This is a genomic window from Streptomyces sp. NPDC049879, from assembly GCF_044461265.1.
Taxonomy (GTDB): Bacteria; Actinomycetota; Actinomycetes; order Streptomycetales; family Streptomycetaceae; genus Streptomyces.
The window spans coordinates 114,916-128,025 of the sequence record NZ_JBITKT010000001.1; the positions used below are offsets into that span (position 1 = coordinate 114,916).

Below are 13,110 nucleotides of genomic sequence, written 5' to 3' on the forward strand. Positions count from 1 at the left end.
GACGGGACCGGCGGGCGCGTCCCACCGGTCCCGCGCCGCTCACCTCGCGGGACTCACAGGGTTCACAGCACTCACAGGGTTCACAGGAAGCTGACGGCCTCGGCGGCGTCCAGCCTGGGCTGGCGCGGCCGGTAGGCGGTCTCGGCGGGCCGGCCTATGTTGACCAGCACCAGCGACCGCTGCCGCCCGTCGGGGAAGAACTCCTTGTCCACACCGGCGCGGTCGAAGCCGCTCATCGGACCGGCCGCCAGTCCCGCCGCCCGCACGCCGAGCACGAAGTAGCCGATCTGGAGGGACGCGTTCAGCCGCGCGTCCGCCTCGCGCACCCCGGGATCGCCGTACAGGTCCTGCGCCAGCGTCGGGTAGACCGGGAAGAGCGTCGGCAGCTTCTCGTGGAAGCTCAGGTCGGCGGAGAGGATCGCCGTGGCCGGGGCGGGCGCCGTGTGGACGCGGTTGCCCTCGGTCAGGTGCGGCAGCAGCCTCGCCTTCGCCTCGGGACTGCGGATGACCGTCACGCGCAGCGGCGAGATGTTGAACGCCGTCGGCGCGTACTTGATCAGGTCGTAGACCGCCTCCACCTGTTCGTCGGTCACCGGCTCATCGGTGAACGCGCGGGCGGTGTGCGCCTGGTGGAACAGCAGGTCCTGGGCGTCGGTGTCGAGGCTGAGAGCCATCGGGTAGTGCCTTTCGCGATCGCGGCCGACCGGCGGAAATTGACCGGTCAACTTGTTCGGCCGCGATGCTATTCCTCCTCGCCGGCGCCCCGCGCACCGCCCACCGGCTCGGCGCCGTCGCCGCCGTCACCCTCCTCGTCACCGGCCGCCAGCGCCGCGTCCAGCCGCGCCCGCGCGCCCTCCAGCCACTGCCCGCAGATCCGCGCCAGCTCCTCGCCCCGCTCCCAGAGCGCGAGCGATTCCTCCAGCGTCGCGCCGCCCGTCTCCAGCCGGCGCACCACGTCGATCAGCTCGTCGCGCGCCTGCTCGTAGCCCAGCGCCGCGCCGGGACCGGTCCCCGCTTCCGTCATGCCAGCCACCCTATGTCCGGCCCCGCGGGCCACCCGTCGCACCTCACACCCACGCCGCCCTCAGCTCCCTTCCGCCCCGTCCCGCCCGTCCCCGCTCACCGTCACCCGGAACGTCCCGTCCGCCACCCGGGCCCGCAGCCCGTCCCCGGCCGCCACCTCGTCGGGGGACCGCACGGCGGCGCCGTCCTCCCGCTGGAGCACCGCGTACCCCCGCCGCAGCGTCGCCGCGGGGGAGAGCGCCACGACGCGCGCCCTCGTGTGCTCCACGTCCGCCCGCGCGCGGTCCAGCAGATGGCCAAGCGCACGCCGGGAGCGCCCGACGAGATCCGCCAGCTCCGCCCCGCGCCCCTCCACCAGCCCGTACGGCTCGGCCAGCGCCGGACGGCTGCGGATGCCCGCGAGCCCCCGCTCCTCCCGGTCGAGCCGCGCCTCGACGCACCGCCGCGCCCGGTCCCGCAGCTGCCCTATCCGCGTCAGCTCCTCCCGCACGTCGGGCACCACCCGCTTCGCCGCGTCCGTGGGCGTCGAGGCGCGCAGGTCGGCCACCAGGTCAAGCAGCGGCGCGTCCGGCTCGTGCCCGATCGCCGAGACCACCGGCGTCCCGCACGCGGCGACCGCCCGCACCAACTCCTCGTCGGAGAACGGCAGCAGGTCCTCGACGCTGCCACCGCCCCGCGCCACCACGATCACGTCCACCTCGGGATCGGCGTCCAGCTCGCGCACCGCCGCCACGACCTGCGGCACGGCGTGGACGCCCTGCACCGCCACGTTCCGCACCGCGAAGCGGACGGCGGGCCAGCGCAGCCGCGCGTTCTCCAGCACGTCGCGCTCGGCGGCCGACGCGCGGCCCGTCACCAGCCCCACGCAGCCGGGCAGGAACGGCAGCCGCCGCTTCCGGTCGGCGGCGAACAGCCCCTCGGCCGCCAGTTCGCGCTTCAGCCGTTCGAGACGGACCAGCAGCTCGCCCATCCCCACGGCCCGGATCTCCGTCGCCCGCAGCGACAGGTCACCCCGCGCCGCGTACCACGACGGTTTCCCGAAGACGACGACCCGCGCCCCCTCCCGCACCACGTCGGACACCTGGTCGAACACGGCGCGGTAGCACGTCACCCGCAGCGACACGTCCCGCGCCGGGTCGCGCAGCGTCAGGAACACCACCCCCGCCCCCGGACGCCGCGTGAGCTGCGTGATCTGCCCCTCGACCCACACCGCGCCGAGCCGGTCGATCCACCCACCGATGAGCCGCGACACCTCCCCGACCGGGATCGGTGCCTCTGCGGACGTCGTGACAGCCATGCGCGCAACGCTAACGCCCGCCACTGACAACGCGGTCCGTTCCCCGGCCGCCCGCCCGCCCCCGTACGATGAACGCATGGCCGACCCGACCGAGACCAAGCGCCGCGTCCTGCTCGCCGCCCCCCGCGGATACTGCGCGGGAGTGGACCGTGCCGTCATCGCGGTCGAACGCGCGCTGGAGCAGTACGGACCCCCCGTCTACGTCCGCCACGAGATCGTGCACAACAAGTACGTCGTGCGCACCCTCGAACAGAAGGGCGCCGTCTTCGTCGAGGAGACGGCCGAGGTCCCCGAGGGCGAGATCGTCATCTTCTCCGCCCACGGCGTCGCCCCCGAGGTGCACCGCGAGGCGGAACGCGGGCGGCTCGCCACCGTCGACGCGACCTGCCCGCTCGTCACCAAGGTCCACAAGGAGGCCGTCCGGTTCGCCAAGGAGGACTACGACATCCTCCTCATCGGCCACGACGGGCACGAGGAGGTCATCGGCACCAGCGGCGAGGCCCCCGAGCACATCACCCTGGTGGACGGCCCCGGCGACGTGGCAGGTCTTGAGGTCCGCGACCCGGAGAAGGTCGTCTGGCTCTCCCAGACCACGCTGTCGGTGGACGAGACGATGGAGACCGTCGCCGCGCTCAAGGACCGCTTCCCCCAGCTGATCGACCCGCCGAGCGACGACATCTGCTACGCCACGCAGAACCGGCAGACCGCCATCAAGCAGGTCGCGGCGGACGCGGAACTCGTCCTCGTCGTCGGCTCGAAGAACTCCTCCAACTCCGCCCGCATGGTCGAGGTCGCCCTCGGCGCGGGCGCGGACGCCGCGTACCTCGTGGACGGCGCCGAGGAGATCGACGAGGCCTGGCTCGACGGCGTGACGACGGTCGGCCTGTCCTCCGGCGCGTCCGTGCCCGAGGTGCTGGTGGACGGCGTGCTGGAGTGGCTGTCGGCGCGGGGCTACGCGGACGTGCAGATCGTGCAGCCGATGCAGGAGCACATCCAGTTCTCGCTGCCGAAGGAACTGCGCCGCGACCTGCGCGCCGAGGCCGCCGCCGCCAAGGCCGCCGCCCGCTGAGCCGCCGCGCTCAGACCCGGCGCCCCTCGGCCGCCCGGCGGCGGTCGCGCAGCCTGCGGCCGAGGAGCAGCAGCAGCTTGCGGACGAGGGCGATCGCCCCGGCCACGGCCGTGCCCGCGAAGACCCACGGCGCCTGGAGCGCCAGCTGCGTGACGGCGTCGAGCGGGCCGCCCGTGGTGAACAGCCCCGCCGCGAACGCGATCGGCGCCGCCACCGGCGCGAACACGAGGTCGGCGGGCCGCACCCACACCGCCGCGGCGGTCCCCGTCACGACGAACAGCACGCCGTAGAGCGTCGGGACCCCGCCCAGCAGCTCGCAGAACCACGCCGACCCCACCATCGCCAGGGTGGTCAGCACGCCGCAGCCCAGGCCGGTCAGCCGGGGACGCGGGAGCCTGCGGGTGGGCCGGCCCGGCTGGGGCCTGGCTCGTACGGCGCCGGCCGGCCGGGGCACCCGTGTCCGCACCCGGGCCGCGGCATTCGTGTGCCGAGGGTGATGAGCTGTGTGCGTAGAGTGTTCCACGGGGTCAAGGTAAGCCGCCGGGCCCCGGGTGGGGGGTGATGGACACGCGTGCGCGCCGTATGACTGTCCTCCTGGCTGCCCGTCGGACGGTACGCACGGCCGCCAGGCCGCCGCCCCGGCAGGCGCCCGTAGACTGGGTCCTCGGCCCTTCCGCCGTCCGGCGGACCCACGACCTCGCTCCGGGAAGTCTCACGTGTCGCTCACGATCGGTATCGTCGGCCTGCCGAATGTCGGCAAGTCCACGCTGTTCAACGCCCTGACCAAGAACGACGTGCTGGCGGCCAACTACCCGTTCGCCACGATCGAGCCGAACATCGGTGTCGTCGGCGTCCCCGACCCGCGGCTGGCGCGGCTCGCCGAGGTGTTCGGATCCGAGCGGATCGTCCCGGCGCACGTCGACTTCGTCGACATCGCGGGCATCGTGCGCGGCGCCAGCGAGGGCGAGGGCCTGGGCAACAAGTTCCTGCACCACATCCGCGAGTCGGACGCGATCTGCCAGGTCATCCGCGCGTTCAAGGACGAGAACGTCGTGCACGTGGACGGCAAGGTCTCCCCGAAGAGCGACATCGAGACCATCGACACCGAGCTGATCCTGGCCGACCTCCAGACCATCGAGAAGGTCCTCCCGCGCCTCCAGAAGGAGGCCCGGGTGAAGAAGGACCGGCAGCCGCAGGTCAAGGCCGTCGAGGAGGCCCAGGCGATCCTGGAGGAGGGCCGCACGCTCTTCGCCGCCGGCATCGCTCAGGGCACCGAGCGCGCCGAGCCGCTGCACGAGCTGCACCTGCTGACGGTCAAGCCGTTCCTCTACGTCTTCAACGTGGACGAGGACGAGCTGACCGACGACGCCTTCAAGGCCGAGCAGGCCGCCCTCGTCGCCCCGGCCGAGGCCATCTTCCTCAACGCCAAGCTGGAGGCCGACCTCGCCGAACTGGACGAGGACGAGGCGCTCGAACTGCTCGCCACCGTCGGCCAGACCGAACCCGGCCTCGCCACCCTCGCCCACGCGGGCTTCCGCACCCTCGGCCTCCAGACCTACCTGACGGCTGGCCCGAAGGAGACGCGCGCCTGGACCATCAAGCAGGGCGCCACCGCCCCCGAGGCCGCCGGGGTCATCCACACCGACTTCCAGAAGGGCTTCATCAAGGCGGAGGTCATCTCCTTCACCGACCTGATCGAAGCCGGCTCCACCACCGAAGCCCGCGCCCGCGGCAAGGCCCGCATGGAGGGCAAGGACTACGTGATGCGCGACGGCGACGTGGTGGAGTTCCGCTTCAACAACTGAACTCCACCACGTCGCTGATGTGGTGGAGTTCAGCCCGAGGATACAAGTGAGTGATGAGGCCAGGACGACCTCGTTCCGGCCTCATCAGTCATGCCTGCCATCTTTGATGGTGCACGAAAGGTCCAAGCCGTCCTCCCGGGGCCTGCGTCACTGCCAGCGGCGGGGCGCCTGCCGGGAGCGACTACGAGCGGCTGGTGCGCCTCGCCGTCAGCACGAGCCGTGACGCGAACTCATCCGATCAGTCCCGCCGGCCCACGCTTCTCGTAGCATATGAGACGTTCAAACGCGCGGTCGTGACTGGGGGCAGGGATGAGTAAGAGCGGGCAGGCAATGCCGCTGGAAGTCCGGCATGTTCGCGATGCGTTGAAGCGCGAGTTCGATCCGTTGATCTCGCTGGCTGACTACGAGAAACGTCAGCCGTTGGAACGTGAGAACGCCTTCAACTCGCGTGCGTTGTCCGCTAGGGCGGCTCGCATGCTCACGGACTGCACGTCCGAGGAAGCAGCCGAGTCGGTGATCGACGGCCGGGACGACTTCGGTATCGACGCCGTCGCCTTCTCCGCCTCCGCTCCTGAACTGTGGCTGATCCAGGCCAAATGGAGCGACAAAGGCAAGGCCGGCTTCGACACGAGTGCCGCACACAAGCTGGTGCACGGCCTGAAGAAGCTCGACAACCGGGACTTCGATCAGTTCAACGAAAGGTTCCGCCGTCTCGCTGACCGTGTGCGGTCAGTTCTTGACGTGCCTACCTGCAAGGTGGTCCTAGTCATCGCTGTCATGGGCGAAGGACACCTGTCTACGGAGACCGAGGCCATACTCGTTGAAGCGGCTGAGGAGTTCGGCGGCTACACGCGCTCTATCGAGCACCGAGTGTTGAACCAGACGGACTTCCACCGTGCCGTCCGCGAGGACCTCACCCCCGAACCGATCACCCTCACCGCCACCATGACTCAGGGCTGGCATTCCCGGGAAACCCCATTTCAGGCATATTCGGGGCTGGTGGCGGCCGACGAACTTGCTCAGTGGTACGCCGACAATGGGGAGCGGTTGTATGACCGCAACGTCCGCAGATCGCTGGGTCTGACCGGAGTCAACCAGACGCTCGTCGAGAGTCTGATTCGGGATCCGCAGGGCTTCTGGTACCGCCATAACGGCATCACGGTGCAGTGCGACAGGATCGAACCGCATTTCTTCGCGAAGCAGAAACCCAGTGAGCCCGTGAAGCTGGTCCTCGAAAACGCAAGCGTCGTCAACGGTGCGCAGACCGTCAGTTCTGCCCACCGGGCGTTCCAGCAGAACGAAGAAGCGGTGGGAGAGGCGTACGTCACCGTCCGGATCATCTCAGTTTCCGGTGCCCCGGAGGGGTTCGCAGGCGAGATCACCGAGGCGACCAACACGCAGAACCACATGGAGCGGTCGGACTTCATCGCGATCAAGCCAGTACAGAGTCTGATCCGTGAGGACTTCCGACTCTCTCTTGACAAGGACTACGTATTCAAGCGCGGTGAGATCGAGCCGTCGCCGGCGTTCGGATGCTCGGTCCGCGAGGCCGCCACCGCCCTTGCCTGCGCGCACCCGGACCCGGCCCTGGCGGTCCGGGTGAAGGGCTCAGCCGACGCGCTCTGGGAGGACGGTCCTGGAGGCATCTACACCCGGCTGTTCGGGCGCAGGCCGAGCGCTTATCAGATCTGGCGTAGCGTCCTACTCATGCGGCGGGTGCGGGAATCCTTGCACGAGGTCCGCTCCACGCTCACCGGACGGGCGGGTTCGATCGCTGACAGTGGTGCTCTGCTGGTGGCGCACATGGTCGCCCAGCAGGTCGGCTCAGAGGGAATCGACGAACCGGACTCAGGTTGGGAGTCCTCTCTGGAGGACGTGCCGGCGCGGGTCGGCGCAACGCTTGCCCAGCTTATTCCGCTGGTAAATCACCTTTTTGGTGGCGGAAGTTACATCACCAGTACCTTTGCCAGCGAGGAACGCTCCCGAAAACTGGTCGCCGCCGTCCTTCAAGCGCTCTCCGATGGTACGGATGCCGGAGACCTCGCTGCGTACCAGCAGCGGGACGACTCGAAGCCGCCTAGGCGCCCCAATACCGTGACCCTGCTCATCGACCATGACCGTATTCCAGCCGGTACCAGACTGATGTACCGCCCCAGCGCGACGGAGGAGCAGGCCATCGGAGACTGGCTGAACGCTGACCCGCGCCGGGCCTACGCGACCTGGGTCAACGACCGGCGCAAGCCGTTGCTCTGGGAGGCTGACGGGAGCCGTTACTCGCCAAGCGGCCTGGTCACGCATATCTGGCAGCAGGCCGAGTGGCGCGAGGCATGGAGCGCGGTCCAGGGGCCAAAACAGTGGGGTTTGCTGGGCGAGGATGGAACGCTTGTTGACCTTGCAGAGCAGCTCTGGCAGCAGCTCCTGACGGAGTCCTTGCCCGAGGAGGAACAGTCCGAGTCGCTCCAGTAAGGGCAGCTTCCGGCAACGCCCGACACAGTGACGCGTGTCGGCGAACCAGCTCCGCCTCGGTCTCCTCACGATTCGGCATCTGGTGGGCGAGGCGCTAGCGCGGAGCGCGCGGCGCTCCGCGCTAGCCTCGGTGACTTCGATGCGCAAAGTGCACGGCCTCAACGTGAATCGGAAGTCGAAGTCCCGTCCGACGACGCGTGAGCTGATCTGCGCGGCCGAACCCCCCTTGTCCCCGATGCCGAACCTTTCCAGGATGAGGACTTTCAGGCCCCCTCTGCGAACCGGGGCCGAGCCGTGTGCCGCGAGATGCGCGGCATCGTCTCGCCTGGTGAACGACGGAGCAGCTTCATGTCGCGGCCCTCGACCCAGGCGTTCCAGGACTTGAGGTAGTAGAGCAGGTGCTCTCGCGAGTCGTCGCGCCTGCGGTGGGTCTTCCCGGCCGCCAGGTTCAGCAGCGTATTGCGCAGAGTCAGCCGCGGGTCACCGATGCGCAGCCCCGCACGGGTGACCAGGGCCTTGTGCCAGGGGAGCTGATCGAGCTCGGGACGGGCGTCGGTGGTCGCGTACCAGCCGACCGCGGCGGCCGTCACGGTGATGCGGAAAGCCTTGTTCATCGGGATCGCCGCCCGGACAGCGTCCCGCATGCAGGGGTGCTGGTCGAGGACGGTGAGCAGTAGATCGTTACTGACGGCGGCGCTCTGCCCGCTCCACGCGGAGTCCGGGGCGGTCAGAAAGAGGTGCAGACCGCGCAGAGCGGCGGCCAGGTGGGTGCTGTGCTCCTCGCCCGCCAGGGCCAAGGCGTCGCGTCCGCTCCGCTTGCGGCCGGTGTCCATCACTGTGAACGCGGACTGCGCCACCCCGCGTGTCACCACGCACTGCACGGGGATGCCCGCCTTCGCGACCGCCTCCAACCGGTGCTGGCCGTCGATCAGTGCCCCGTGGTCGTCGAAGGCGATGCCCTGGTGGGTGAGCTGCCACTCGCCGCGCTCGATCTGCTGGGTGAGCTGCTGGACGAACGCTTTGCTCAGCGGGCGGTTCCTGGTGTTGAACAGCAACCACTCGCGAGCCAGCTCGGGCGTGATCACTTCTACGTTGCTCTACATGGCGTCCCCTCCATTGCCATCACCGGCAGCACCCGTCGATAGCAACGATGAGAGCATCGCCTGAAAGCATTGTCAAACATTGTTCTGCCGTGCTGTACTGTTCGTGCGTGTTCGATGAAGACGAAGGGGGCTGCTGATGGCCGCACAGACCACGGTGAGTACCTCCGACATCGCCCGTATCGCGGACGTCGGCCGCGCGACCGTGACCAACTGGCGGCGCCGCCACTCCGACTTCCCCGCTCCCACGGGCGGTACGGAATCACGTCCCACGTTCACGCTGGAGGATGTGGAGGGGTGGCTGGCCGAGCATGGCCGCCTCCCGCAGTTCACCGAGCAGCAGCAGTTGTGGCGTGAGCTGCTGCGAGAGGCCGAGGGGTCGGGGCTGACTGAAGCGATGGCCCGGGCCGCGCTCTTCCTCGCCTTCCTGGAACGCGAAGGTCACACCTCACGGGAAACGCGTTACCTTCACTACGCCGAAGGGCCGGACCTGGACGACGAGAGTCTCGGTGACGGCATGCTCGACGAGATCGGCAGAGCACTTCAGGACATGCCTGAGCCGCTCGCCCTGCTGCGTTCCGCGTCGCTGATGCGTGAGCTCGCGGCTGCCGCGACACGGCAGACGCCGGACGAGGTCCTGTCGGACATGCTCGACCGCTACGCGAGCGAGTCGCGAAGGCGCGGGCCGGGGACCCCGGCGGCGGTGGCCCACTTCATGGCGACACTGGCCAAGGCCGCCTCGCCGGACGGCGCGCTGAGCGCCGTACTCGACCCGGCATGCGGGACGGGGGACCTGCTGGAGGCGGCCCGGATCCAGGGGGCCACGCAGCTTGACGGCCAGGACCGGGAGCTGCCTTTGGCCCAGCTGGCCGCGTCCCGGCTCTCACTCCGGCTGGGCGGGAAAGGGTACTGCTCTGTCGATGCCGAGGACGCTCTCGCCCGATCCCGGCATATGGGTGGGGAGTTCGACGCGGTCCTGTGCAATCCCCCGTACAACGAACGTGACTGGGGCGCGGACGAGTTGGCGTACGACTCCCGCTGGGAGTACGGCCTGCCGTCCCGGTCCGAGTCCGAGCTCGCCTGGGTGCAGCACAGCCTGTCGCGGGTGCGGCCGGGTGGTGTGGTGGTCATGCTGCTGCCGCCGTCCGTCGCCTCCCGGAGTTCTGGGCGGCGGATCCGGGCGGCGCTCGTACGGCACGGCGCGCTGCGGGCTGTGTTGGCACTGCCTGCCGGGGCCGCTCCGCCGGCGCACATCGGGCTGCATCTGTGGGTGCTGCGGAGGCCGGGCGGGGGCAATGGCGCAGAGGCCAGCCATGTGCTGTTCATGAACTGCAAGTCGTTGCCGGACATGAACAGTCGTGGCGGGCGTCCCTCCGTCATCTACCGAAAGCTGCTTGCAGCGCCTGAGAAGTGTCTTGCCATGCCAGGCGTGTACCGTGCCGTCCCAATCACGGATCTGCTCGACGACACAGTTGACCTCACGCCCGCGCCACGACTCGCGGGGGAGCGCGGCATGCCGCAGGTAGACGACCTCCGCCGTACCCTGAGCGGCCGTCGCGACAGCCTCGGCTCCGTGCTGTCGCAGGCATCGGCACTCGCCCCGAGCGACGATTGGGGCGTCTCCCGGACGGGCGGGCCATGGACGATGGCCCCGCTCGCCGATCTGATCCGTACGGGGGCGCTGACTCTGCTCAGGCCCAAGGCGAAGGGCGGCAACGGGGATTCGGATGGCGACGATCCCGTCCTCACGGCTGCGGATGTGAACGAGGGGCGCTCCCCGTCCGGGCGCGGTCCGGCAGGGGATGAGGACGCGGTGCGGATCATGGTCGGGGACGTGATCATCCCCGGGACCCTGCTGTCCGCGGACAGGACCGCCGCGCGGGTTGCGGACGACACCGACGCGGGCGCGCTGCTCGGCAGGAACCTGCACCTGCTGCGCCCGGACGAGGCGCGGCTCGACCCGTGGTTCCTCGCCGGCTTCCTCGCCGACCCGGCCAACGTGCAGCGGGCGAGCCAAGGGACGTCCATCGTTCGGGTGGACGCGCGCAGACTTCAAGTGCCTTTGCTGTCGCTGGAGGAGCAGCGGACATACGGAGCAGCGTTCCGGCGGCTGCACACCTTTGTGACGGCTATGCGCCGGGCTGCACTCCAGGGCGAGGAGACGGCCGGGCAGCTACGGGCCGCACTCACGGCAGGTGCTCTGCGACCGCCGCCACCGGCCTGAACTCATGCGAATCAGCCCGCACACACGACACACTGACCTTGTACGTACCGCACTGAAGCATTCGCCGCCCCGGCGGCCCGGAAGGACAACGGTGGAGCAGGACCACAGCAGGCACTCGGAGATGATCAACTTCATCTGGAAGGTCGCTGATTTGCTGCGCGGTGACTTCCGAGCACATGACTACGGGAAGATCATTCTTCCGTTCACCGTGCTGCGTCGACTGGACTGTGTGCTGGAGCCGACGAAGGCCGCTGTGTTGGCACAGGTTGCGGAGATGGAGGAGCGGGGTCGCCCGCTGGCCTATCGGGAGATGAAGCTCCGCGAGGTCGCGGGGCACGGGTTCTACAACACCAGTGAGCTCACCTTCAAGCTGATCGCCAAGGATCATTCACAGGCGCAGACGCTGCTGAAGTCTTACTACAGTGCCTTCTCCGAAAACGCCCGGGAGATCCTCGACCGCTACAACTTCGAGAAGCACATCTCCGATCTGCAGGAGAAAGGGCTGCTCTACCAGGTGGTCGGCGAATTCGCCAAGATCGATCTGCGGCTGCCGAAGGAGCCGCACGACAAGGACGGCATCGACAACCATCAGATGGGCTACATCTTCGAGGAGCTCATCCGGAAGTTCTCCGAAGACAACCCCGCAGGTGAGCACTTCACACCGCGCGAGGTGGTCCGGCTGATGGTGAACCTGCTGCTGGCCCCGGACGAAGGGGAGGGCAAGACCAGGACGGTCCTTGACCCGGCCTGCGGGACGGGCGGCATCCTCAGCGAGACCGAGGAGCACATCAAGCGCAAGGCCCCGCAAACGACTGTCGGGCTGTACGGGCAGGAGCTGAACTCCGAGTCGCACGCCATCTGTCAGTCCGACCTGCTGATCAAGGGGCAGGAACCGGACAACATCAAGTACGGAAACTCTTTCACCCAGGATGGCCACAAGAAGCAGAAGTTCGACTATTTGGTCGCGAACCCGCCCTTCGGAGTGGAATGGAAGAAAGTCAAGCAGGATGTGGAGCGGTTCGCTAGAAACGGGGATCGTTTCCACGCGGGACTGCCGAGGATCAGTGACGGCTCCTTCCTCTTCCTCCAGCACATGATCTCGAAGATGAAGCCTGCGCGTCCTGACGGGAAGGGCGGCTTCGAGGGCGGAAGCCGTATCGCGATCGTCTTCAACGGGTCGCCGCTGTTCAGCGGTGGGGCGGGCTCCGGCGAGTCCGACATCCGGCGGTGGATCCTGGAGGAAGAGGACCTGCTGGAGGCCATCGTGGCTCTGCCGGACCAGCTCTTCTACAACACCGGAATCTCCACCTACTTCTGGATCCTGTCGAACAGGAAGCACCGGAGCCTTAAGGACAAGGTCATTCTGCTGGACGCGCGAGGCCAGTGGACGAAGATGCGAAAGTCGCTTGGGGACAAGCGCAAGGTCATCTCCGATGCTCAGATCGCGGCGGTGACGGACATGTACACGGAGGCGGTGGCTGCGGCGGCCGACCCTGAACAGCCGCTGCCGGAGAACGCGAAGATCTTCGACACGAAGGAGTTCGGCTACCAACGCATCACCGTGGAGCGGCCGTTGAAGCTGCGCTTCGAGGTGACGGAGGAGACGCTGCCCGCGCTCCGGGCTTCGGCTGCGATCGACAAAGCAGTTGACGCCGGGGCGTTCGCAGATGCATTGAAGTCGCTGGTGGGTGAGCGATGGGCGACGAAAGCGGAAGCGTGGGACGCGATCCGTGAGGCCATGGTGTCGGCGGGACTGATGATGCCGACGGGCAAGCCGTTCCAGAAGGCGCTACGAGATGTGGTGGGGGTGCGCGACCCCGAGGGTGAGGAGCAGTACCTCAAGAAGGGCGACCCACACCCAGAACCGGACCCTGACCTCCGCGACAACGAGAACGTGCCGCTGGAGGAGAACATCGACGCGTATATGAAGCGCGAGGTGTTGCCGCATGTACCGGACGCGTGGGTGGACCACGAAAAGACGAAGATCGGCTACGAGATTCCGTTCACGCGGCAGTTCTATGTGTATGAGCCGCCGAGGCCGCTGGAATTGATCGACGCGGAATTGACGTCGCTGGAGGCCGAGATTCAGTGGCTGCTCGGGGAGGTGACGAAGTGAAGGGGGCCTT

Annotated in this window: 10 protein-coding genes; 5 read left to right on the forward strand and 5 right to left on the reverse strand. The window is 68.4% G+C overall.

Annotated features, from left to right (window positions below):
• Positions 1–80: 80 nt before the first annotated feature.
• The 3 genes from ACIBPC_RS00560 to xseA form a co-directional block, all read right to left on the reverse strand.
• On the reverse strand, positions 81–674 hold the full coding sequence (locus tag ACIBPC_RS00560; protein WP_398840293.1) for a malonic semialdehyde reductase: 594 nt from the start codon (positions 672–674) through the stop codon (positions 81–83).
• 68 nt (positions 675–742) lie between these two features.
• Positions 743–1,024 carry an exodeoxyribonuclease VII small subunit gene (locus ACIBPC_RS00565; protein WP_398840295.1) on the reverse strand — a complete coding sequence of 94 codons (282 nt, stop codon included), beginning with the start codon at positions 1,022–1,024 and terminating at the stop codon, positions 743–745.
• 60 nt (positions 1,025–1,084) lie between these two features.
• Positions 1,085–2,320: an exodeoxyribonuclease VII large subunit gene (xseA, locus tag ACIBPC_RS00570; RefSeq protein ID WP_398840296.1), complete on the reverse strand. Its 1,236-nt coding sequence runs from the start codon at positions 2,318–2,320 to the stop codon at positions 1,085–1,087.
• 76 nt (positions 2,321–2,396) lie between these two features.
• On the opposite strand from xseA, the gene ACIBPC_RS00575 reads away from it, so the two are divergent.
• Positions 2,397–3,389, forward strand: coding sequence for a 4-hydroxy-3-methylbut-2-enyl diphosphate reductase (locus ACIBPC_RS00575; RefSeq protein ID WP_398840298.1), 993 nt, complete (start codon positions 2,397–2,399; stop codon positions 3,387–3,389).
• 10 nt (positions 3,390–3,399) lie between these two features.
• Here the strand turns inward: ACIBPC_RS00575 and ACIBPC_RS00580 are convergent, their stop codons facing one another.
• A complete protein-coding gene (locus ACIBPC_RS00580) occupies positions 3,400–3,912 on the reverse strand; it encodes a DUF6542 domain-containing protein (protein WP_398840300.1) in 513 nt (170 codons plus the stop codon).
• A 193-nt stretch (positions 3,913–4,105) separates the two neighbouring features.
• Between ACIBPC_RS00580 and ychF the strand changes: the two genes are divergently transcribed.
• Positions 4,106–5,194: a redox-regulated ATPase YchF gene (ychF, locus tag ACIBPC_RS00585; protein ID WP_398840301.1), complete on the forward strand. Its 1,089-nt coding sequence runs from the start codon at positions 4,106–4,108 to the stop codon at positions 5,192–5,194.
• Positions 5,195–5,524: 330 nt separating this feature from the next.
• Entirely contained in the window at positions 5,525–7,660 is a 2,136-nt protein-coding gene (locus tag ACIBPC_RS00590; protein WP_398840303.1) for an AIPR family protein, read from the forward strand.
• A 263-nt stretch (positions 7,661–7,923) separates the two neighbouring features.
• Here ACIBPC_RS00590 and ACIBPC_RS00595 read toward each other — a convergent pair whose 3' ends face one another.
• The gene (locus ACIBPC_RS00595; RefSeq protein WP_398840305.1) at positions 7,924–8,745 is read right to left on the reverse strand and encodes a hypothetical protein; all 822 of its coding nucleotides are present in this window, start codon (positions 8,743–8,745) and stop codon (positions 7,924–7,926) included.
• 154 nt (positions 8,746–8,899) lie between these two features.
• Here ACIBPC_RS00595 and ACIBPC_RS00600 point away from each other — a divergent pair, with 154 nt between their 5' ends.
• A complete protein-coding gene (locus tag ACIBPC_RS00600; RefSeq protein WP_398840306.1) occupies positions 8,900–10,984 on the forward strand; it encodes an N-6 DNA methylase in 2,085 nt (694 codons plus the stop codon).
• Between the two features lie 121 nt (positions 10,985–11,105).
• Positions 11,106–13,100, forward strand: a complete 1,995-nt coding sequence (locus tag ACIBPC_RS00605) for a class I SAM-dependent DNA methyltransferase (protein WP_362967787.1) — start codon at positions 11,106–11,108, stop codon at positions 13,098–13,100.
• The last annotated feature ends 10 nt before the right edge of the window (positions 13,101–13,110 follow it).

Bases quoted from the DNA above. Each gene is read 5' to 3' on its own strand.
- ACIBPC_RS00590 (WP_398840303.1), top strand. From the start codon at position 5,525: ATGCCGCTGGAAGTCCGGCATGTTCGCGATGCGTTGAAGCGCGAGTTC.
- ACIBPC_RS00605 (WP_362967787.1), top strand. From the start codon at position 11,106: ATGATCAACTTCATCTGGAAGGTCGCTGATTTGCTGCGCGGTGACTTC.
- ACIBPC_RS00565 (WP_398840295.1), bottom strand. From the start codon at position 1,024: ATGACGGAAGCGGGGACCGGTCCCGGCGCGGCGCTGGGCTACGAGCAG.
- ACIBPC_RS00575 (WP_398840298.1), top strand. From the start codon at position 2,397: ATGGCCGACCCGACCGAGACCAAGCGCCGCGTCCTGCTCGCCGCCCCC.
- xseA (WP_398840296.1), bottom strand. From the start codon at position 2,320: ATGGCTGTCACGACGTCCGCAGAGGCACCGATCCCGGTCGGGGAGGTG.
- ACIBPC_RS00600 (WP_398840306.1), top strand. From the start codon at position 8,900: ATGGCCGCACAGACCACGGTGAGTACCTCCGACATCGCCCGTATCGCG.
- ACIBPC_RS00560 (WP_398840293.1), bottom strand. From the start codon at position 674: ATGGCTCTCAGCCTCGACACCGACGCCCAGGACCTGCTGTTCCACCAG.